Below are 21,936 nucleotides of genomic sequence, written 5' to 3'. Positions count from 1 at the left end.
AACCATTTGATATTAAAATACAATAGATTACCGGTAATTTATTTTAGGAGACATTGCATGACTAACTCGCAAATGCAGCAAATATACCAATCTATCCACGATTTAAATGATGTTCATGAAGACTTTAAAAAAGCCTTCTGGCAAACATCCATTGATCATTTTCAAGATCAACTGACTGATCAAGTTGCTACTAAACTTCGTAAAATGCAGATGACACACTCGGAAATGCAAATCCTCAGTTTTGTGACTGAAGCGCCTGAACGAACACTGGCTTATCAAGATTTGGTCGGCAAAGTTCCCTTCTCACAAGGAATGCTTTCACGCTACGTTAAAAAGCTGGCGTCAGCAGAACTATTGACGCGTTTTCACCAAGCAGATAATAAAAAGGCCGTTTACGTTTCCGTAACCGACCTTGGTCAACTAATTGCTAAACTGCACGCCGACATGCACCAAACGGAGCGTGACCTTTACGCTAAAGCGCTGGCACCCTTCGATGACACGCAAATGCAAAACGCCGTGGACGTCATGCACGCACTAGCAACAATCAAACTTTAATTCTCATACAGCGCTGCCATCTTCTTCGTCAACTCTTCCGGAACATAGTTCACTACATGATCAAACTTCAACGATGGCACACTTTCATCAATACAGTCCTCCCAATATGCGACATGCCGTTTGTCCAGCTCACTCTCAGAATCCTCAACCGGCCTTGGATTATCGCCCTGAATAGAATACCAGCACAGATACAGATCATTGCCAATCATTGTCGAAAAGACTGATTCTACTAACATCTTTTCTGCGGGTAAGGTTGCCAAGAACGCTTGCCGATTATCTGCCAGAAATTTCAACCATTCCTGGGCTTCTGCGTGTTTATCTGACTTGACCCTGAAACCTTCCAGTTCTGTCTTCATTGTTATTTGTTTCTCCTTTGTCCTGTGTATCAATTTTTACCAGAAATCTAATTTCGTATACTCGTCCCTCAAAAAATAGTTGTAACGAAACTCTAAACTATTGTAAATACCTTGGTGCAATCCTGAGGACAAGTTAATCCTATATCCATAAGCATGTGGTAGTGGAGGCAACCAGAGACATAGTTCCGTGTCGACGCTACTTAATGGCACGCTTTTGGTCGTTTAGTAGTGTGGGACGACTTTTGAGACGGAACTTCGGCTCAAAATCGAAGACGAAAACCGCGGTCTTAGCGGGTTGAGTCCGGTCCTCATGGAACGGCGTCTCTGGTTGCCGCAACGGCAGACGACCATAGCACTGCAAGAAAATATATATGTACTAAAGACCCAGTGTCAGCATGCGGCACTGGGTCTTTATGCGTTCAAACACTATTCGGTAACGCCGTCTTTGTCCAAATCCTTGATCTTGATTTCACCGTCAACCAAATCTGCTTCCAGATGTTTGGCATCCAAGTGATCCAAGTAGAAGTCAGTGACACGGTCACGAATTTGTTGTTCGATAACCCGACGTAATGGACGTGCGCCCATCGCTTCATCGTACCCTTGATCGATTAACCAAGCTTTGGCATCATCCGTTACCTTCAAGGTGATTTGCTTCTTAGCCAACGTTTGGTTAACGTCATCGATCATCAGGTCCACAATTTGACCTAAGTCATCTTTAGTTAGATGACTGAATTCGACGATTCCGTTGAACCGGTTCAAAAATTCTGGACGGAAGTATGGTGCCAACTTGTCCATCAAGCTCTTGTTCTGATTCTCATCGGTACTCAAGCTCTCGTTACCAAAGCCGGCGTTAGATGTGGCAATGATAATGGTGTTCTTAAAGTCGACCACATTTCCTTGACCGTCTGTCAAACGGCCATCATCCATGACTTGCAGTAACAGGGTTAACACTTGTGGGTTAGCCTTTTCAATTTCATCAAGTAACACGATGGAGTATGGGTTACGACGAACTTTTTCCGTCAACGTATTGGCGTTGTCTTCATAACCAACGTAACCAGCAGTCGTCCCAATTAGTTTGGAAACAGCGGTGGTATCCGTATATTCACTCATGTCCAAACGGATAATCGCATTCTTGTTACCAAACATGTCGAGCGCGAGTTGCTTAGCCAATTCCGTCTTTCCGACACCGGTTGGGCCGACAAACAAGAAGCTCCCAATTGGACGATTGCCTTCGTCAAAGCCGGCACGGTTACGACGGATTGCCCGAGCAACCATGTCAACCGCTTCATCCTGACCGATGACCTTACCCTTAAGGCGTTTGTTAATGGTCTTCAACCGTTCAATATCGCTGGCGCCCATTTGTGAAACCGGAATTCCAGTCAACCGTTCAACAGCGGCGGCGACATCATTGACAGTTGCGACTGGGCGTTCTTCGTGACCGCCATCTTTCAACTGTTTGGTTAACGCATCGACTTTGGCTTTTGCCTTACCAGCGGCTTCAAAGTCTTCCTTATCAGCGGCAGCCTGTTTGTCTTGTTCAGCCTGCTTCAATTGTGCTTCCAAACTAACTTTGTCAGTAACTGGATGCTGTGCAGCCAAGTGTGCAGCTGTCATGTCCAGCAAGTCAATCGCCTTGTCAGGCAACGAGCGTTGTGGAATGTACTGAACCGCGTAATCAACAGCGGCCTTCAGAACCTCGTCAGGCAAGTCAACGTTGTGGTGGTCCTGATACAACTTGCGAATCCCTTTCAGAATCGCCACGGTATCTTCTGCACTAGGCGCATTAACCGTAACGTCATTGAATCGGCGAGCAAGTGCTGCGTTCTTCATGATGGTGTTTCTATATTCGTCTTGTGTAGTTGCACCAATGACCGTCAATTCACCACGGCTCAGTGCTGGCTTGATGATGTCGGCCATGCCTTTGCCACCATCTTCACCACCAGTTGAACCAGTGCCTAAAATCTGGTGAATTTCGTCGAAGAATAGGATGACATTGCCAGCTTTTTTAACTTCTTTGATCAGGTTTTGAATATTTTCTTCGAAGCTACCACGATATTGTGTACCTGCTTCTAATGAAGATAGATCAATTGACCAAATCTGCTTGTCCTTGATGGCTGCTGGCACATCGCCATTCACAATTGCTTGTGCCAGTCCTTCAACGACGGCCGTTTTACCAACCCCAGCATCTCCAACAAGAATAGGATTGTTCTTAGTACGACGGCTTAAAATTTCGGCTGTTTCCTGAATTTCCTTATTCCGGCCAATCACCGGGTCCAGCTTGCCGTCGCGAGCTTCCTGAGTTAAGTTACGACCCAGTTTTTCCAGAATGCCTTGCTTCTTTCCGCTTTGAGCCGCCTGTTTGCTACGCCCTTGTTCAGACGCTGCCAAACGACCATTTTTTCGGTATTCTGCAAATTCTTCCGGTGTCATCTCGCGACCATTAACTAGATAACGTGATTCTGAGTTAATCCCATTCATGTTACCCATTAATTGATTAAAAATATCGTCCATGTTGTTGCCAAACGGATCGTTAGAAAAGTTTTGTTGTGCCATATTTAATTTCCTCCTCTGTACTAATGCTTCAGTTCAAAGCTCTTTAAAGGTTAGTTCATATAATGTGACTCCAGATCCCTTAGGATTTCCCACATTTGAACGTGCTGTGCACGCGCCAATGCATCTAGATCCCTAATATTCAACGGGGTCGCATCTGTTTGTCGTTTATTAAACGACTTGTGTAAGGTGGTATACCCGTAGCCACTACGCTTAGCCACCTCATAGATGGTCAAGTCATGCTCGACCAAATACGTCTTCACATCAATTTTCATGACATTCTCGGTAACCTCCCTTCGATAAATACTATATCACATCTGTGAATGTAGCACAAGTGTAAATGTACCACAAATGCGAATTATTTTAGGCATAAAAATTGAGCTATTCATCATTTCTTGATAACGTTAAATCAACGCAAAACCTTATTGCTTTCATAAGAAAGGAGCTTGCTTATGTTTGGATGGTTATGGTCGCTTATTGTTGGTGGATTAATCGGTGTTGTTGCTGGGATGATCACAAATCGTGATTTGCCAGCCGGCATCATTGGTAACATTATTGCCGGTCTGGTCGGAGCGTGGCTGGGTCAAATGATCTTCGGTCACTGGGGCCCAATGCTTGCTGGCATGGCAGTCTTCCCGTCCATTATTGGAGCGGTAATTCTGGTGTTGATTGTTTCAGCAATTTTCGGCATGCGTAAACGTAAAGAATGAGGTTTCATAGAAAAAAAGTGAAGTGAACCCCCGAGATTGGACAACAATCTCGGGGGATTTATTATGACTAAATTTAATTTAGAGTTACGAATTTCTATTGTGACACAATATTTAACGGGTATTAGTTCCATTCAATTGGCCAGAAAATACCATATTGCCAACAATGAAACGATTCTCCTATGGGTTCATCGCTTTAATCGTTTTGGCATTGCAGGATTAAAACCGAGACCTATGAACTTGGAATACTCTAGTGAGTTCAAGATAGAAGTATTAAACTGGAAACAACAGCACCAAGCTTCGCTTTCAGAAACAGCACTACACTTCAATCTCTCTTCACCAAGTACTATCTGGAAATGGCAAAGAAAGTTTGATTTAAAGGGACTCAGTGGCCTAAATAGAGTGAGAGGAGATCCAAAGACTATGGCTAAGCATAAGCATAAAAAAGTAACCAAACCCACAACAGCACAAATTCAAGCACGCCACGATAAAGATGAGTTAAAGCAACTCAAGCAAGAAAATAAGATGTTAAGAATCGAGAATGAATTCCTAAAAAAACTCGATGCCTTAGATCACGAAAAATCAGCTCACGCGAAACCGTGACCTTAATTGATGATCTGAGGCGAGTCTTCAAAACGTCGATTAGTTTTATCCTCAAAGCCGTTAAGATACCACGTAGCACGTACTATTACACTAAGCACAGCCAGGGACGAAAATATGATGATGACCAGGTTATCCAAGCCATTGATGAAATTCGCCAAACAGATGCCAAGTATACTCAAAAATACGGTTACCGTCGCATAACGTTAGTTATGCATGAACAGGGATTTAAAGTTAATCACAAACGCGTCCTCCGAATTATGAAGGAACAAGGCTGGACATGTCAGGCCTTTAATAAGCAAACTCGTAAATATAACTCATACAAAGGAGTTGTTGGTAGAATCGCCAAAAACAAGTTACACCGGCGATTCAAGACAGATCGACCATATCAAAAACTTGTCGCCGACGTTAGTGAATTTCGATACGGTCAGATGAGTCAAAGTGAACGAATCTATTTAGAGCCCATCATGGATTTATTTTCGGGTGAAATTTTGGCATTTAACATTAGCGCACATCCAACTCTTGAGTTTGCGTTGAAGCCACTAAAAGAAGCATTAGATGGACTACCTGAGCTTCCTTATCGAACAACGGTACACACAGATCAAGGATTTCAGTACCAACATAAGCAGTGGCAAAAAACGCTTAAAACTCATCATACCTTTCAGAGTATGTCCCGTAAGGCGACTTGCTTAGATAACGCCGCCATGGAATCATTCTTTCATCTCATGAAAGCAGAGATGATGGATGAACACTTCGAAAATCCAGAGAGTCTCGCGCAAGCGATGACTGAATGGATTGAGTTTTATAATAACCGTAGAATCAGGACCAAGCTAAAAGGCAAGTCACCAGTACAATACCGAGAACTTGCCAATCAGTTAGTAGCTTAATTTAGTTGTCCAAACTTGTGGGTTCACTTCAAAGCCATCCCCCTCTGGATGGCTTTTTTCTATGATTTACCTTTCGAGGAATGGAAGTATATTTCCATGTTTGGCTAATTCTTGATTTTGGAAGAGTACTTCCATTTTCTCCGTTTCACGTGAAACGTCCCGTGCCATCCTCGAAATCGGAAAATCTCGATTCTCGCATTATTTATGAAATTGACGCACAATAACCACAAGCAATGGTGTAACAATATCAAGCAACTAGAAAGGAGCATATTTAATGGCATCAATCTATGATTTTTCGGAAACTGAAATGAGCGGCCAAACCATCCCATTAGACAACTATCGCGGTCAAGTTCTCTTGATTGTAAACACTGCTAGCAAATGCGGTTTTGCGCCACAACTGGAAGGCTTAGAAAGCCTGTACAAACAGTATCATGATCAGGGTTTCAATGTTCTTGGCCTGCCGTCGAATCAATTCCACCAAGAACTAGCGACGGATGAGGAAACGGATGATTTCTGCCAAGTTCACTATGGCGTAACCTTTCCGATGACAAAGCGTGTTACTGTGAATGGTGACGATGAAGATCCGTTATTCACCTATTTAAAGGACGCTGCTGGTCATGGTCGAATAAAATGGAACTTTACCAAGTTTTTAGTAGGTCGCGACGGCCAGGTCATCAAACGCTATGCACCACAGACAAAGCCTGAGAAGTTTGAAACGGATATTGTGGACGCATTAAGCCAAGCTGAATAATTATCTATGTAAATCACGAGTTCTGTTGGCTCGTGATTTTTTGTATCTACATGCGGACAGTAGATCACCTAAGCATTGGCTAATTGCTTATGCAGATCAATTAGCTCAAGAATATCCGCTGCTACGTCGCTCCCCTTGTTACCGGCCTTGCCACCAGCCCGTTGTTGCGCCTGCTCTAAGGTATCCGTTGTTAATACACCGAAGACGACTGGTACGTCACTGTTCAAGGCCAATTGACCCACGCCCTTGGCCACTTCGTTACAGACATAATCATAATGGCTAGTTTCGCCACGAATCACCGCACCAAGTGTAACTACCCCTGCGTAACGATTTGTTGCTAGTAATTGCCTGACCATCCCTGAAATTTCAAACGCACCTGGTACCCAGACAACGTCAATGTTATCATCGTTTACTTCATGCCGGTGTAGCATATCTTGCGCGCCACCCAGTAGTTTGCCTGTCACCGCCTCGTTAAAACGGCTGACGACAATCGCAATTTTACCTGGATGTGCTAAGTACTCTCCTGCAAAAACTGTCATTTTCTTATCCTCCACTATTAATAGTTCTTATGAATTTATCCACCGTTTAATCAACATGTAAAGCATGATGAAATTTAAACTGCTTTGTTCTTAAATAATCGTGATCCTCGGCGTACACAGGCACTTCAAGTGGCACACGTTCAACCACTTCGATGCCATATTTTTGTAGACCAGCAATTTTATCTGGATTATTGGTCATCAAACGAATTCTGTCGACACCCTGATCATGTAACATGGCTGCGGCAATCCCGTAGTCACGCTCATCTGGTTCAAAGCCAAGATGTTCGTTTGCCTCTACAGTATCGAGCCCCTGTTCTTGTAACTGATAGGCGCGCAGTTTGTTTTTCAGTCCAATCCCGCGACCCTCTTGGCGTAAGTACAACAAATAGCCACCTTCCGCGCCGATTTTAGTCATCGCCGTAGCAAGTTGTTGACCGCAGTCACAACGTTTGGAACCCAGCACATCCCCTGTAAAACACTCCGAGTGCAAACGTACTAACGGAACATCACTTGCACTCGCCGAAGTTGAATGAAGGAGTAACTGCAAACGTTGATCCGTCGCACTCTCATAATCGGTTAATGTAAACTTGCCATACTGCGTGGGTAACTTAACCTGTACATCAGCCGTGACTGCCCTGTCATTAATCAAGTAACGGTATTGAGTCAAGTCATCGATTGTGATCAACGGAATTCCTAACTTCGTCGCTAACTGTTTTAGTTCTGGCAAACGTCGCATATGACCGTCAGTGGTTAATGTTTCACAAATATACGCAGTTGCTGGCTCCTCGCCTGCCAGACGGGCCAAGTCGACTGCCGCCTCTGTATGTCCACGCCGAACCAGCACACCACCTTCCCGTGCAATCAATGGGAAAATGTGTCCTGGTCGTTCAAAGTCAGCCTCAGCCGCGTCAACCTGACCCAAGCGGCGGATTGTCGTTGCGCGTTCATATGCTGAAATACCGGTGCTCGTGTGACGTTCATCCACGCTAACCGTGAACGCAGTATGAAAATGTTCTGTGTTTTCCGTAGTCATCAAAGTCAGGTTTAACTGCTCAGCTTTTGTGGCTGTCATAGGCACGCAAATCAAACCGCGACCATCCTTCGTCATTGTGTTAACTGAATCTGGCGTTGCTAGCGAGGCAAGTCCAATCAAGTCCCCTTCGGCTTCTCGGTTGGCATCATCGACCACTAGAATCAGTTTGCCATGCTTCAAGGCCGTCAGTGCCGTTGTCATTTTTTCAGTAAGCGTTGCCATATGCTTGGTCTCCCTTCATGTTCTGTAAGTAGCGATAAATGACGTCGATTTCAATATTCACCTCAGCACCCGTCCGTTTAATCGCAAGGATAGTAGCGGACTGTGTTTGCGGGATAAGACTGACAGTGAACCAGTTGGCCATTGCCTTCACAACCGTCAGACTGGTGCCATCAACGGCAATTGCACCTTTGGTCACCACTTGATTAGCTAACGCTTGTGGCAATCGAATCTGAACAAACCGTGCGTTTTCATCCTGCCATTCTCGAATAATGCGGCCGACGCCATCCACGTGTCCCTGCACGATATGACCGTCAAATCGGCCATCTGCAGGAAGCGCTCGTTCAAGATTGACAGGTTGCCCAATGTTCATTGAGGACAGCGTCGTTCGTTTGAATGTTTCCGGCATTACGTCAAGGGTTACGTTTGAGTCACTCACCGATGTCGCCGTCAGACAAACGCCGTTTACTGACAAACTGTCGCCCAGCTGCAGACCCGTTCTAATATTCGACGGTATCGTGATTTCTAGCATTAGGGTATGGCCCTGACGATGAATTTGTGTGATCTTACCAAGACCACCAATAATTCCAGTAAACATCAGTCCAGCCCCCAATCTGCCGCCAGTGATGGCCGGATGAATGTCATTTTAGTGGCATTCCCACAGCTTTCTATCGTCACTGGGGTAAATCTCATTCGCATTGAATCCGCACGACTGGCGAAGGATGCCAGTGACCGACCACCAAAGATTTCCGGAACTTGATAAATAATAAGCTGATCGACCAATCCAGCACGAAGAAAAGCATCATGGATATGAGCGCCGCCTTCGACTAACACAGATTGAACACCTTGATCCGATAACGTTTGAATAACCTTGTCAATTGACCACTCCGACGTTTTAAAGGTTCGCCGTGTATCTTTGTCTTCAATGCCTTTTGTCGACTCTTTCCCTGTCACAAAGTGCCATAGGGGCGCCTCATTCGTTTGCCACAAACGTGATGTATGAGATACTCGATTTCTGCGATCCAAAAGAACACGAACAGGTGGGTAGGCTACCCTTCCTTTGACCAGCAAACGTGGATCATCATCGATTGCCGTTTGACTGCCGATCAAAATTGCCTGCTGTGTTGCGCGTAAGTGATCAACGTCCGCATTGGCTACTATATCAGTCAAATAAGTCCGTTTGCCATCGTTCAATGACAATTTACCATCCAAACTTTGAGCAACTTTGACAGTCACCAACGGTCGTTGATACTCATAGTAAAAGTTGTAGGCACGATTCAATTGCCGAGCGACCGTTTCCATCAGGCCCACATGAATCTGAACCCCATGCTCACGCAAATAGGCAATGCCTTTCCCGCCAACTAAGGGATTCGGGTCCTGTTGCGCAACATAAACTTCTTTGACACCCCACTTCACCAATTGGTGTGCACACGGTGGTGTTTTGCCATAATGACTGCATGGTTCCAAAGTGACATACATCGTTGAACCAATCACATCTTCGGGGTGTGTTACATGTTGATACGCGTCAACTTCAGCATGGGCATGACCAAAGCCAACGTGATGTCCCACAGCCAGTACGCGATCGTTTTTCACAATCACAGCACCCACCAGTGGGTTCCGATACGTTAAACCAGCGCCCAAACGTGCTGCAGCAATCGCTTGCGCCATATAGTCCGACTGTATCATCCAACCACCCCGTTTTTAAATGTATTGAAAATTGCTCGGTTCTTCCCGAGCTTCGGCATCACTCTACAAAAAAACGCCCCGCGAATATAAAAATTCACGGGGCGGTAAATTTGCCTAGGTAAACAAACCCTGATGAAAGCATTCCATCAACGTTTGTAACGATGATTGTTGTGAGACTGCACCAATTTAAAAAACGTACTGCATAATTAACTGGTCGGCCACAAATGATCATCACCAATTTCTTCTCCCATCCAGACTGTACTGTCGGTTGCAGATTCACACTGCATCAACCGCTTGCGCGGGTCACGGACTTCAACAAGCTGTCAAACGACACCTTGTTGTCACCGTCGGTCGGGAATTTCACCCTGCCCCGAAGAAATGATTTATTCAACTGGCATAAAGATATTAGTTTTCAAATTAATTGTCAACGCACAAATTATGATGACTCAATTTATGACGATGGGGTAATTGCGCGCCGCTACTGGATCAGCAACGCTAATCTGCTGGCGCAAAATAATTTGCCACTGTGATCGTGGCAACGCCGTCACGTCGTTTAAGTACAGTTCTCGGTGCCAGTCATCGCCATGATCAATAACAAATGGGCTATTGCCGATAAACATTTGCAGTTTTTCAACCAATGCTGGTGTAACTAGACCGATTTGGCTAACCTGTGCTTCCAGCCCCTCTTTGAACCGTTCATAAGTAACATCACCAATCATTGGCATACTTTCCCTTAGTTGATTGATAGCAGCAATCACAGCATCTGCAGGCATAAAATTGGGTTGTTTCATTCGCATCTGGTAGCGTTCATGGTCATCGTGCAAAGTGCCGTACCAGTTCACCATCAACGGGTAGTGTACAAATTTACGAAAGGTTGCAATGGGAATCCCATGTGTCGGTGCAGTTGACAGGAATTTCCCCAACGCTAGCAAAATTGCCGCATCACGCATGAATTCGGCACTACTTTCATCCCCTTCGCCATCAATCCGCAGATAGTTCCGTTCACCAAGGTCAACAATACTGCCATCAGTCGTTGTCATTGCGTATTCGTCTGGCTCAACTTCGGCCCAATTAAACAAAAATGCCATGTGCATCATCCCCACTTTTTGTGGCGACTTTATCACATGGCATTTTGTGTTTGCTGAAATTCAATCTTGCATTTGTCGGTTAGCGAACAAACTAAATTTTATATTAGCAATTAATCTTCTTCCGAGGCTCCAGTAGACGCGTCGATATCACCTGATTGTGGGTCAGCTTCCACTGGTGTTTCCTCCTCCGTGTCTTCAGAAGCGCCCGTCGATGCATCGGCTTCGTTTCCGTTGTCTCCAGAAGCTTGTTTCAAAAAGTAACTAAACGGCTTTAATGCCTGAGCCTGATACTTTTCGACGAAGGCATCTACCTTGTCCTTAGGCTGGAAACTCGGATCAAGGAACATGTGTTGCGTTGTTAGTGGCATTTCATGGGTAAATTTCACATCAATGACCACTGGCGCACTTGCCTGTTTTGCGGCGGCCATGGCTTGTTTGAAATCGTCCAATGTCTTAACGGTATAAGCCTCTGCACCCATCCCACGGGCAATAGCGGCCCAATCTGTTGCTGGCAGATCAACACCAGAGAGTGGCTGATTACTGTCGTCTTTTTGTTCAGCTTCGATAAAGCCTAGCGTTTCATTGCTGAAGACGATGTTCACAATATTCAGATGATACTTGACCTGAGTCAGGATTTCTTCCATCAGCATGGCAAACGCACCGTCACCGCTCAGACTGTATACATCGCGGTGCGGGTAATTGATTTTCGCAGCAATCGCAGCCGGCAAACCATAACCCATGGTTGCGTATTGACCGGAAGTCGTCCATTTTTGATCGCCGTGAATATCAACTAAACGTTCAAAATTGATGTTGACGTTACCAACATCAACAGCAAAGACAGCTTTATCACTAGCCGTTTGGTTCAACACATTAAAGACTGGTTCTGGCCGAAGTGGTACTTCTTCATCATCTTTGAAACTATCTTGCCAAGAGCGCCAATTTTCTTTGTCAGCTAGCGCAGCTTTATAAAAAGCACTCGGTTCCTGCTGTTCACCTTTAGCTGCAATAGCTGCTAGCGCTTTCTTGGCATCGGCGAGAACTGGCACGTCAATATGATGCCGTTTGCCAAGCTTTTCAGAATCTACATCAATCTGGATAACCTTCGCCTTCGGAGTAAAGAGCATCGAGCTAAACGGCGAGTCATTCCCAACCCAAACGATCAAGTCAGTAGAAAAGCCAAGGTCAGCACCAGGTTTAGGTGCAACTCGACCCGTTGAGCCCATGTAAGCTGGATACGTTTCATCCAAGACACCTTTGCCCAAAACAGATGAAACCAGTGGCATCTTAAACTTTTCAGAAACAGCCTTTAATTCATCAGCGGCACCAAACGCACCCTTGCCAAAGTAAATCATGGGCGCCTTAGCCTGTTCGATCAGTTTGACAGCTTCTTCGATTTTTTGCGGATCTGGTTCTGGATATAGTGGCGCAACGTGATTAACTGCGTTTGATTCATACGTATCATCAATCATGGCCCAGCCAAAGTCTTTAGGAATCGTCAATACGGCAACGCCGTGATACTTATAGGCGTGCCGAATCCCCTCGTCAACTAGCTGTGGCAACCCTTCAGCATTCATTGCGGTTTTATTCCAAACAGCAACATCGTTGAAGGCTGGTTCCTCATCCATGGCTTGGAAGAAATCCCGGTTCATATTGCTTGAAGGTACCTGAGCCACAATGGCCAGCAACGGTGCGTGGTCATGACGAGCATCATACAAGCCATTCATTAAGTGGATGGCACCAGGACCCGCTGATCCAAAACAAACACCAATTTTACCAGTCAACTTTGATTCTGCTGAGGCAGCCAATGCGCCAGCTTCTTCGTGACGAACCTGAATGAACTTCAATTTATTACTCTGGTTATAAAGAGCGTTCATTGTTGAATCAAACGAACCACCGGGGTAACCAAAAATATGATCCACGCCCCACGCTTCAATTACCTTCAGTACTGCATCTGAACCACTAATCTTATTGGCCATATCTGGTCTCCTTTCATAAATCATGACAGTTTTTAATTACTGTTTATCAAAGTTTCAATATAAATTTTCAATATCGAAACTTTGTGAAAAATGAAATCGCTTTCGGTGATTAATGTAAACGCATCTTTTTCATCTGTGAAGCTGTGAAATAGTTAACAATACGTGCTCTAAATGCCTTGCCACAACAGTCTTAGCCTAGCTTTTCAGAAAAGATGGTTAGAGAATATAAAGCTCAATATTTAGTTCACTTTCCGGCAGTCAAGCTAGCCCATTTTCACAATTTTAGGCCATTTGTTACACGTGAAACGTAATCAGGTTTCTGGTCACCAGTTAACAAAAATTCCGCCATAATGTGCCGAAGGTTAGCACTTCAATCGGTAGTCTTTTCGCCACCCAAACGCTATCTTACGATAAAATAATAAAAAAGTTATTATCGAGGAGGCGTTTAAAAATGACAGATGTTTTATCATTGAACCATGTTGCCAAACATTTTGAAAATCATCAGGTGCTAAGAGACGTGACGTTTGCAATTCCAGCTGGTCAAATCGTCGGCTATATCGGTCAAAATGGTGCTGGTAAGAGTACCACTTTAAAAATCATTCTTGGCCTAGAGCAACCTAGTGACGGTGAGATAACTATTTTAGGCCAGTCACTGCACGAACATCGTGATGAACTCATGCAGAGAATCGGTTATGTACCCGAAAATGCTGATATTTTTGAAGCCCTCACTGCCAATGAATACCTTAGTTTTATTGGCCAACTCTATGGGTTAACCGAGGCGGATGCTCGCTACAAAGCGCAACAGCTGCTCACCATCCTAGGTAATGGAGATAGTTTCAACAAACCCATCAGCAGCTTTTCAAAAGGCATGCGGCAGAGCGTATTGATTATTGCGAGTCTTCTACACAATCCTGACTTACTGTTTTGGGATGAACCACTGAACGGACTTGATGCCAACACCGTCCTAATCATTGAAGAGGTCTTGGGTAAACTTCGGGATCAAGGCAAAACCATCTGTTACTCTTCTCATATTTTAGATGTCGTCCAGGCCGTTAGTGATCAAATCTTGTTACTTCACGATGGCAGGGTAGCGGCCCACGGAACGTTTGCTGATCTATCAAACAGCACTGACACTACCCTCCAACAGCTGTTCAATGACATGACCGGTTTCAAAGAGCATGGTGAAAAAGCCTAAGCGTTCATTGTTATTGTCCCCTTAGAGTAGACAGACGAAATAATAAATCGTCTATCTATTTCTAAGGGGATTTTTGTATGGAAAAACAAGGACGTTCGTATAGTCTTGAACAAAAGCTAGACACTCTTTATCAGTTCAAACACTCAGGCAAAAGCATGAGGGCGTTCACCAAGGACTTTGGAATCGCATTTGTAACACTTAAAAAGTGGCTTGGCCTTGAACAATTAGAAGATTTTAAAGCGCTTGAACCAAGTCATGAATGGAAACGGTATTCGCAAGATACAAAGAATGCCGCAGTTCATGATCGCTTAGTCAATGGACTGTCTCAACTAGATATCGTTAAAAAGTATCAGATTAGTTCTACTTCTGTTTTACGAAGGTGGGTAAATCAGTATACTAATGGCAAGGAAATCAAAGCCACTAGTAAAGGACAAACAACCCATATGAAACAAGGTCGAACCACCAGCTATCAAGAACGTATTGAAATCGCAAAATATGCCCTCGTTCATGAGAAGGATTATCACACAACTGCCAATCATTTTAACGTGTCCTATCAACAGGTTTACACATGGGTACGTAAATACGAGAAGGATGGGATTCATGCGCTTCAGGATCGTCGTGGAAAGCGACTAAATCGTGAACCTGAGGAGCTAAGCGAAAAAGAGCGTTTAGAGTTGCGCATCAAAGAGCTGGAAGAGCGCAATGACTTCTTAGAAACACGTGAAGATTTGGCAAAAAAATTACGGGAGATTCAAAGGAGGAATCAATAGATTGGTTACACCCAGTAACCCGAATCGAACGTTATCAGGCGATTCAGGAATTGTCTGAACAAACTAATCCACGAACGCACAAACCTTATGTCATCGAACAGCTTTGTGCCCTTACAGGTATCAAGCGCGCCGCCTATTACAAATGGACACACCGAAAGCCTAATCAACGTGAGCTTGATAATGAAGTCATTTGGCAGTTCATTGAAGAACGTGAAGCTCGTGACTATGGCATCTATGGCTCACAACGAATGACACGGCTGATTAACCGTGAAACTGAGTTTCACGTTAATCGCAAGCGTGTGTATCGCTTGATGGATGCTCACGGCATGACCGCTTCAATTCGTAAAGCGAAGGTTGACCGTAAGTCCCAGAAAGCTGAAGTCATTACCGCAAACATCCTTGACCGTAAGTTTTCCGCTAACGAACCAAACCAACGATGGGTTACCGACTGCACTGAATTACAGTACGGCATAGATACCCTTAACAAAGTGAAACTAAGTGCCATTAAAGACCTCTATGACCATTCAATCATTGCCTATAATCTTAGTGACACAGAAACAGCGGCGGCTGTGACTATCACATTACACCGGGCCTTAGAAACTTGCCCAGACGCAGAACCACTGTTACATACTGACCGTGGTTCTGCGTATACAGCTCGAATCTATGACTTAGAATTACGTCAACATCACATCACACACAGTATGTCTCGTGGTGGTAAACCTATTGATAATGGCGCCATGGAAACCTTTTGGAGTCATATCAAAGATGAATGGTTTGATCTACGACCGGCCGGCACGTTCAAAGAACTTGTCGCCTTAGTCGACGCTGGGATCGACTGGTATAACAATGGTCGTCCGCAAGAAACACTAAACGGCCTGACTCCGAATGAATATCGGAATCAGACCGTTCGCAAAGCAAGTTAATTTATATTATTTCGACTGTTTACTTGACTGGGTCATGTCCACATCGACGTATTGGGGGTGTCCTAAATGCTCTATAAAAAAGGAAAAGCTAACAAAGAAAGTGGACTACTTGTTTTTTTGGATCGCTTTCAATCGTTGTTCGCCAAGCGTCATATTAATTACCAGAAACTGCGACTTATTTTGAAATATAAGCTATTACTTGATACTAGCGACACTTCCTTCTTCACTGTCTTTATGCAAATGAAAACGGACAACGTTAAGAAAGATGACGAAATTCCCACCGCTCGTGGTCTTTTACGGTCACTGTGGTATTACGGCATTTACGGCGTAATTTTCGGCCTATTGCTATTATTTGGCACTTCATTTTCAGCCATGTGCTACTTTTTTCTCGCTTATTTCATGATATTATTCACCACTATTTTATCGAGTTTTTCGTCTGTATTACTCGATCCACGAGATCGACAGATTATTGGTATCCGTGGCGTTAATGATCAAACGCTAAATGCTGCGCGTTTGATTCACATCAGCTACTATGTTGGTATTATTGCCTTTCTACTCATTGGTCCAGCATCTCTGATATTGATTTGGCGAGCATCCCCAATATTTGCCATCTTATTTTTAATTGATACCATTTTATTCACAATATTCACATCGTTTGTTGCTTTGTTATTGTACTTTGTCATTCTTCATACATTTAAAGGTGACAAGCTACGCAACATGATTAACATCTTTCAAGTTGCTTTCATGATTTTAATCTATGCGGCTACCCAATTGCCAAACTTGTTAGACAATCTCAATGTCAGCTTTACGATTTCGCCAATTTGGCATTGGTGGAGCGTCATCGCTTTTCCATTCTGGTTCGCCGCACCATTGGCTGCGTGGCAAGGCACATGGACGCCAAGCCTAATCATCTTCACTGGCTTTGCTATCCTGGGGTTAATCTTAAGTGTCATCTACTACCTTCACATCAGTAGTCAGTTTGAAGTCATGCTAGAAAAATTAGCCACTCACTCGGATAAAAGGCCACGTGTTGGCGTTTGGCAACGATTAATGGTCTTGCCGTACCGTCACAATCTTCGCAAACGTGAGTATTTCAACCTGGCTTGGCGGCTCAACCAAACGGAACGAGACTACCATCTGCGGGTATATCCTGTTTTGGGGCTCACCGTGGTCATCGTATTCGTTTTCCTTGTCGAATTCGGTATCGACGGCGGTCATTGGGAAGCACTTCTGCAGAATCGTTGGCTAACGCTGACCGTTTACGCAATGGCCTTTAGTATTCCGCAACTGATCATCAACCTTAGATACAGCAGTACTCCCGAAGCCATGAGCGTTTTCAAAATCATTCCTGGTTTTCACGCCCATGACTTTCGCCAAGCAACCGTTTGGATGGTCGTGGCTAGATTATTAATCCCACAGGCATTACTACTTGCCGTGTTATTAACACCTTTACTTGGCTGGCAGGCCTTAATCACTGATATTAATGCAACGCTTTATGCGTTATTAATTTCTCAAATCATTGCTGGGCAAAGCATGAGATTGCCGTTTGCCGCTGTATATACAGCCAGTCAATCCAGTAGTCTTGGCCTAGCCAACTCGTTTATAACCGTGTTAGTCCTCATCCCCGGTGTTGGTCTTAATGCGGTTGCGTTACTTCCAAAACTCGGTTGGGGAAACTTCTTAATTACTGGTGTATGGCTAATTATTTTGAGTCTCACCTTGTATCGTTCAAACAAGGCCGCGACTATTAGTCCTCAAGCGTAGTAAAAATACAAAATGTTAAAAGTTAGCAGTCTGTGATGACTTCACCTACCACTCGATTCCACATAAAAAACGCTGTGCAAGCCAATGAGCCATTAGTGACCCATTTTCTTACACAGCGTTTTTGTATAACTTATTTCTGAGTGTCGACAACAACTACTTAGCGGACAAATCTTCGCCTTCGACAGCTTTTAACCGATCTGACAAATCGAACATTGCTGAACGTGAGTTTACATAGGTATCGTCATCGTAATTCAGCAAATCCTGACAATCAGTTACATGTTGGTAGATTTCATCGCGTTTAGACTTGGCTTTAGCCGTCAATTTAACAACAACCTGACGTTCGTCAACCTTTGACCGCGTCCGTTTGACCCAGCCGTTGGTTTCCAAGCGACGTAGTAATGGCGTTAACGTACCACTGTCCAAACTGACACGTTCACCAATTTCATTGACCGTTAACTTGTCCTGCTCCCATAACACACATAGGGCAATGTATTGCGGGAATGTTAGTCCGTAAGGCTTCAGTGTTTCAATATAAAAATGATTAAATAATTTATTCGCGTTATAAACGGCGACACAAAGCTGGTCGTCGATCAAACGTGGTTTAACGTCTGCTGCCATGGTGATTCCTCCATTTACAATGCCACTTAAAGATCCTTTTTAATACCAACAAGACTATCACATAGGACCCTTAAAAATCCAGTTACATAATTGTGAACCATTCATGACAACCGACAAACTTCCATCACTTAATGCTTGTGTATTTATAATTCCACTGCGTGCCGGCCGTGTTATGGATGATCCCCTGAACGTTGTTCTGCTGCAAATATGCATAGTTTGCTTGATACAGTGGCGTAAAGCTCTGTACTTGATTTAAATACTGACTTGCCTGAACCAGGTCTTGCCAACGTTTGCTAGAATCATTAGCGTCTGCATTCTGAGCACGATCAATTAAATCGTCGTACTTCGTGTCTGACCACTTACCGTAATTATACGCCGTATTGGTCTGGGGGATTTGCAAAAAGGTTACCGGATCGTTAAAGTCGCCACCCCAACCTGAGAGCATAATGTCAAACTCACCTTTTTGACCTTGCTGATTAGCGGCCTTAGAAGGAATTGAGCGAATGTTCAGCGTTAATCCTGGTAAGTTCTTTTCAAGCTGACTCTTAAGGAACTGTGCCACCATCGGACTCGTGCCATCATCGTCTGTCGACAGCAGTGTAAGTGTGATTTTTTTCTGATCAATTTCTTTCAAGCCTGTGGCAAACTTCTTCTTGGCTAGTGCCGGTTCATAAGCGACTGTATGGGCAACTTTTTGCTCACTAGCAAAGTCCTTTTTGTTCTTGGCATCAGTGGCTAATCCACCTGGAACAAACCCAGTTGGCACGCGAGAACCATCACCTAAAACCTTCTCTGTCAGCTGAGCTCGGTTGACAGACAATGCGACCGCCTGACGAATGTTCAAGTTATTGATTGCTTTGTTATTCGTAGCATCAGAATCATGAAAATTCCATTTCAAATATGTCATGTACGAATAAGGATACTGCCGGAAGCGCGGATCATCTTTGTAGTTTTTGACCTGTTGGTTAGACGATAACGTCAAACTTAATTTCTTTTGATCGAAAATTTCTACACCGGTCGTGTTATTGCCAATAACTTGATACGTAATTTTGTGTAGCTTAACGACTTTTTTATCCCAGTACTGATTGTTCTTGACGAACTGCCAATGGTTACCGGTCCCGTTCCAACCCGTCATCTTAAACGGACCGCTGTATACCATATACTTTGAAGAGGTGGCATACTTTTTACCATATTTATCAACAATCCGTTGGTTCTGCGGTGCAAACAGCGGGTACGCCATCAACAGTTTAAAGTACGCAATTGGCCGCTCTAACTGAACGACAACCGTGCTTTTATTCGGTGCACTGATTCCCAACGATTTAACAGATGCTTGACCAGCATTTACGCGGTTAGCATTCTTAATACCGTCAAACAGGTAAGCGTATTGCGACTTGGTCGAAGGCGTTAGTGTGCGCCGCCATGAATAAACAAAGTCCTTTGCAGTCAGCGCATCACCGTTGCTCCATTTTAAGTTTGGTCGCAAATGGAAAGTGTACGTCTTACCATCCTGACTAACCTCAGCGGACTTGGCTAATCCGGGCGTAAGACTGCCCTTTTTGCCTAACCGATAAAAGCTCTCGAATACGTTACCGGTTTGACCATAGCCAGTGGCTTTAGATAAATCAATAGTATCTAGCGGTGTTTGTGCCGACAATTTAAGTGTTTGACGATCACTGCTAGTACCTTTCTTGCCACATGTCGTTAGTACCAATGCCATAAGTGCCAGTAATACCGTCATTAACGTTAAAATTCGTCTACGTCGCTTTAAAGAAAATTCCATACTTGTCATACCCCTCAAATTTATCAATTGTCGTGGATAAGAGTAGTATCAGCGACCGAGGACGAAGAGTATCGTCTTCGTACACAAAAAACGCATCTTATCCACAGATGGACAAAATGCGTTGTCACATGATTCTTTTTTACGTTGACCGCCAAATTTCAAGCTAGCGTGCCATCGTCATTAAAGAAATCCCGTTGTGTCAACAGACATTGTTCACCATGGTCATCGACTTGGTTGATAAACAGTTTTGACAACAACAGAATTGTTTTAATGACATGTTTGGCACTCCTTTTGCTTAAAATTTATTAGCCCATGACTAACTGAAAGTAAGCATAACCATTTCAGTTCAGCACGTCAACGATTTTTTATGGGATTTTGACATTTGAAAGATTCAACGCTCCGCAATCAACTTAACTGAACAATAAAACGATAAATAAAATACGGAACCATAGCCACAAACGTTAAGATTAGGCCACACAGCGTGAAAGCCAGCACAATTTTAGTTTTGTCCCACCCATCATGCCACCAATTACGTTGCTGGCGTAGTTGATCAACATTTTCACCATTCATATAAGCGATGATTTCTTTATATGTGTGCACATCAGCTTTGTGATTTAGATAATCTATATGGCAACTGAACAGGAAAGCCGCAATAAAGAAAAATCCGGGAGCCAGAAGCACCCATCCTCCTCTTGGTAAGAACATTGATGGCACTATCGCAATAAATCCAGCGACTGTCAAACCAAGCATCCATTTCACATCACGATCTGTTTTGTCGGTATACACTTTATGTTGCATCGCCGCCACATCTCCTTTCACTAATTCATCTAGAGATGTGTCAAACAGCTTGCTAAGCAATAACAGATTCTCAATGTCTGGATAATTACGGCCATTTTCCCAGTTAGAAATCGTTTGTCGCGACACATATAGTCTCTCGGCAAGCTCATCTTGGGTTAATTTTAGTTGCTGGCGATGAGACTGAATCTGCTTACCAATATGCATGTTGGCACCTCTCATTTTGAATTGTCTCAGGATACGCAAATTTTACCATCCAAGATGTTTGTCAGTCACGATAAATCGTTTTTACATTGCCGTTTGTTAGTGCTTGTTGGTCGGCTTTCCATTCTTTTAGGACATTCCACTGCAACGCAGCAAACATAAAAAAGCGCCAGCATTCTCTACCGGTGCTTCTAATTATTTCCCAGGAAATAAATTAGTCGACCAACCAATTTACAGAATCTTGCTGTAATGCACTTATTGAGGCGCATTATGATACTAACATTATATAAAACGATTATGAATTTGTGCTACGTGGGTACCACCCTAATGATTAAGACTGCCACTACTCAGGCAGTCTTATTTATTTAAGATGATTTTTCACCATATTGTTTTGATCATCGCAATTGTTGAGTTTACCTTGGCTTGGCACATTCGAAAAAAATTCAAAATAAAAATAATCTGAAATCTGTGCAGCATCCAAAAATAGGATTACCCAAGTGGCAAGATGCGCGTTGGTTAATCCTATTTCTTTAGTTAGATCAGCGGCTTGTTGCTGTAATCGCGATACAGGCCTGGCAGCACTGTGTTGAGGTGGGCCATTTCCTTGTTGCTGTGCACGATCAGCATGCCGACGTTCGTGGCGATCTTGTCGCGCATTGGCAGCTTCATCGATACCGGCTTGCCATTATTATAGCCGCGGCCGACCCAGGTGTTGACGTTCCAGACCTTGTTGCCGTCACCATCAAGGCGAATGGATTCAATCATGAATACCGGAATCTTGACTGGTCCTGCAGAGATCGTGTTGTTGGCAATGATCATCGACATACAGCCGTCACCCTTAGACACTCGATGTGAACTCTGCGCTTATCAGCTGCAATCTTGACGTAGGTCAGTAAGCTATCACCGAGGGAGGCAGTGCTGCATTAAAAACGTTTTCATT

General features: G+C 43.9%; 22 protein-coding genes and 1 riboswitch. Of the genes, 9 read left to right on the top strand and 13 right to left on the bottom strand.

Annotated elements, in window-relative coordinates:
- The first annotated feature begins 57 nt into the window (after positions 1–57).
- A complete protein-coding gene (locus tag LROSL1_RS00820) occupies positions 58–555 on the top strand; it encodes a MarR family winged helix-turn-helix transcriptional regulator (RefSeq protein WP_161003797.1) in 498 nt (165 codons plus the stop codon).
- Here LROSL1_RS00820 and LROSL1_RS00815 read toward each other — a convergent pair.
- The 3 genes from LROSL1_RS00815 to LROSL1_RS00805 all read right to left on the bottom strand — a co-directional run bounded on the left by LROSL1_RS00815 (position 552) and on the right by LROSL1_RS00805 (position 3,736).
- Positions 552–911, bottom strand: coding sequence for a DUF6176 family protein (locus tag LROSL1_RS00815; protein ID WP_178913388.1), 360 nt, complete (start codon positions 909–911; stop codon positions 552–554). The genes LROSL1_RS00820 and LROSL1_RS00815 overlap by 4 nt on opposite strands.
- 426 nt (positions 912–1,337) lie before the next feature.
- Entirely contained in the window at positions 1,338–3,464 is a 2,127-nt protein-coding gene (locus LROSL1_RS00810; RefSeq protein WP_178913387.1) for an ATP-dependent Clp protease ATP-binding subunit, read from the bottom strand.
- 50 nt (positions 3,465–3,514) lie between these two features.
- Entirely contained in the window at positions 3,515–3,736 is a 222-nt protein-coding gene (locus tag LROSL1_RS00805; protein ID WP_017261307.1) for a helix-turn-helix domain-containing protein, read from the bottom strand.
- Positions 3,737–3,913: 177 nt separating this feature from the next.
- Here LROSL1_RS00805 and LROSL1_RS00800 point away from each other — a divergent pair, with 177 nt between their 5' ends.
- The 4 genes from LROSL1_RS00800 (at position 3,914) to LROSL1_RS00785 (ending at position 6,406) form a co-directional block, all read left to right on the top strand.
- Positions 3,914–4,171: a GlsB/YeaQ/YmgE family stress response membrane protein gene (locus LROSL1_RS00800; RefSeq protein ID WP_161000695.1), complete on the top strand. Its 258-nt coding sequence runs from the start codon at positions 3,914–3,916 to the stop codon at positions 4,169–4,171.
- A 63-nt stretch (positions 4,172–4,234) separates the two neighbouring features.
- Positions 4,235–4,771 carry a helix-turn-helix domain-containing protein gene (locus LROSL1_RS00795; protein ID WP_178913386.1) on the top strand — a complete coding sequence of 179 codons (537 nt, stop codon included), beginning with the start codon at positions 4,235–4,237 and terminating at the stop codon, positions 4,769–4,771.
- The gene (locus tag LROSL1_RS00790; RefSeq protein WP_012390893.1) at positions 4,768–5,655 is read left to right on the top strand and encodes an IS3 family transposase; all 888 of its coding nucleotides are present in this window, start codon (positions 4,768–4,770) and stop codon (positions 5,653–5,655) included. The genes LROSL1_RS00795 and LROSL1_RS00790 overlap by 4 nt, the downstream gene beginning before the upstream one ends.
- A gap of 274 nt (positions 5,656–5,929) precedes the next feature.
- Positions 5,930–6,406, top strand: coding sequence for a glutathione peroxidase (locus LROSL1_RS00785; protein WP_178913385.1), 477 nt, complete (start codon positions 5,930–5,932; stop codon positions 6,404–6,406).
- 68 nt (positions 6,407–6,474) lie between these two features.
- Here LROSL1_RS00785 and ribH read toward each other — a convergent pair whose 3' ends face one another.
- From ribH to spxB, 6 genes are all read right to left on the bottom strand, one after another.
- Positions 6,475–6,945: a 6,7-dimethyl-8-ribityllumazine synthase gene (ribH, locus tag LROSL1_RS00780; protein ID WP_178913384.1), complete on the bottom strand. Its 471-nt coding sequence runs from the start codon at positions 6,943–6,945 to the stop codon at positions 6,475–6,477.
- A 46-nt stretch (positions 6,946–6,991) separates the two neighbouring features.
- Positions 6,992–8,200 (bottom strand): GTP cyclohydrolase II, encoded by a 1,209-nt coding sequence (gene ribA / locus LROSL1_RS00775; protein ID WP_178913383.1) that lies wholly within the window; start codon positions 8,198–8,200, stop codon positions 6,992–6,994.
- Positions 8,184–8,795, bottom strand: coding sequence for a riboflavin synthase (locus LROSL1_RS00770; protein WP_178913382.1), 612 nt, complete (start codon positions 8,793–8,795; stop codon positions 8,184–8,186). The genes ribA and LROSL1_RS00770 overlap by 17 nt, the downstream gene beginning before the upstream one ends.
- Positions 8,795–9,883 carry a bifunctional diaminohydroxyphosphoribosylaminopyrimidine deaminase/5-amino-6-(5-phosphoribosylamino)uracil reductase RibD gene (gene ribD / locus LROSL1_RS00765; protein WP_178913381.1) on the bottom strand — a complete coding sequence of 363 codons (1,089 nt, stop codon included), beginning with the start codon at positions 9,881–9,883 and terminating at the stop codon, positions 8,795–8,797. The genes LROSL1_RS00770 and ribD overlap by 1 nt, the downstream gene beginning before the upstream one ends.
- A gap of 235 nt (positions 9,884–10,118) precedes the next feature.
- Positions 10,119–10,265, bottom strand: a riboswitch (FMN riboswitch).
- Between the two features lie 64 nt (positions 10,266–10,329).
- On the bottom strand, positions 10,330–10,971 hold the full coding sequence (locus tag LROSL1_RS00760; protein ID WP_178913380.1) for a hypothetical protein: 642 nt from the start codon (positions 10,969–10,971) through the stop codon (positions 10,330–10,332).
- Positions 10,972–11,081: 110 nt separating this feature from the next.
- The gene (gene spxB, locus LROSL1_RS00755; RefSeq protein ID WP_017261315.1) at positions 11,082–12,947 is read right to left on the bottom strand and encodes a pyruvate oxidase; all 1,866 of its coding nucleotides are present in this window, start codon (positions 12,945–12,947) and stop codon (positions 11,082–11,084) included.
- A 451-nt stretch (positions 12,948–13,398) separates the two neighbouring features.
- On the opposite strand from spxB, the gene LROSL1_RS00750 reads away from it, so the two are divergent.
- From LROSL1_RS00750 to LROSL1_RS00735, 4 genes are all read left to right on the top strand, one after another.
- Entirely contained in the window at positions 13,399–14,142 is a 744-nt protein-coding gene (locus LROSL1_RS00750; RefSeq protein WP_178913379.1) for an ABC transporter ATP-binding protein, read from the top strand.
- 77 nt (positions 14,143–14,219) lie between these two features.
- Positions 14,220–14,912: a helix-turn-helix domain-containing protein gene (locus LROSL1_RS00745; protein ID WP_178913378.1), complete on the top strand. Its 693-nt coding sequence runs from the start codon at positions 14,220–14,222 to the stop codon at positions 14,910–14,912.
- A gap of 50 nt (positions 14,913–14,962) precedes the next feature.
- Complete coding sequence (locus LROSL1_RS00740) at positions 14,963–15,835, top strand: IS3 family transposase (RefSeq protein ID WP_017260421.1); 873 nt, start codon at positions 14,963–14,965, stop codon at positions 15,833–15,835.
- 66 nt (positions 15,836–15,901) lie between these two features.
- Entirely contained in the window at positions 15,902–17,599 is a 1,698-nt protein-coding gene (locus LROSL1_RS00735) for a hypothetical protein (protein WP_178913377.1), read from the top strand.
- A gap of 153 nt (positions 17,600–17,752) precedes the next feature.
- On the opposite strand, the gene LROSL1_RS00730 is transcribed toward LROSL1_RS00735, so the two are convergent.
- From LROSL1_RS00730 to LROSL1_RS00715, 4 genes are all read right to left on the bottom strand, one after another.
- Positions 17,753–18,217 carry a MarR family winged helix-turn-helix transcriptional regulator gene (locus LROSL1_RS00730; RefSeq protein WP_017261318.1) on the bottom strand — a complete coding sequence of 155 codons (465 nt, stop codon included), beginning with the start codon at positions 18,215–18,217 and terminating at the stop codon, positions 17,753–17,755.
- Positions 18,218–18,341: 124 nt separating this feature from the next.
- On the bottom strand, positions 18,342–19,997 hold the full coding sequence (locus LROSL1_RS00725) for a peptide ABC transporter substrate-binding protein (protein ID WP_178913376.1): 1,656 nt from the start codon (positions 19,995–19,997) through the stop codon (positions 18,342–18,344).
- 405 nt (positions 19,998–20,402) lie between these two features.
- On the bottom strand, positions 20,403–20,999 hold the full coding sequence (locus LROSL1_RS00720; RefSeq protein ID WP_178913375.1) for a helix-turn-helix domain-containing protein: 597 nt from the start codon (positions 20,997–20,999) through the stop codon (positions 20,403–20,405).
- Positions 21,000–21,530: 531 nt separating this feature from the next.
- On the bottom strand, positions 21,531–21,821 hold the full coding sequence (locus LROSL1_RS00715) for a hypothetical protein (RefSeq protein WP_178913374.1): 291 nt from the start codon (positions 21,819–21,821) through the stop codon (positions 21,531–21,533).
- Between the last annotated feature and the right edge of the window lie 115 nt (positions 21,822–21,936).

The sequence above is a fragment of the Furfurilactobacillus rossiae genome (genome assembly GCF_013394005.1).
Classification (GTDB): domain Bacteria; phylum Bacillota; class Bacilli; order Lactobacillales; family Lactobacillaceae; genus Furfurilactobacillus; species Furfurilactobacillus rossiae.
Note: the sequence above shows the minus strand (reverse complement) of the source record. Positions and strands in the feature narration are given on the sequence as shown.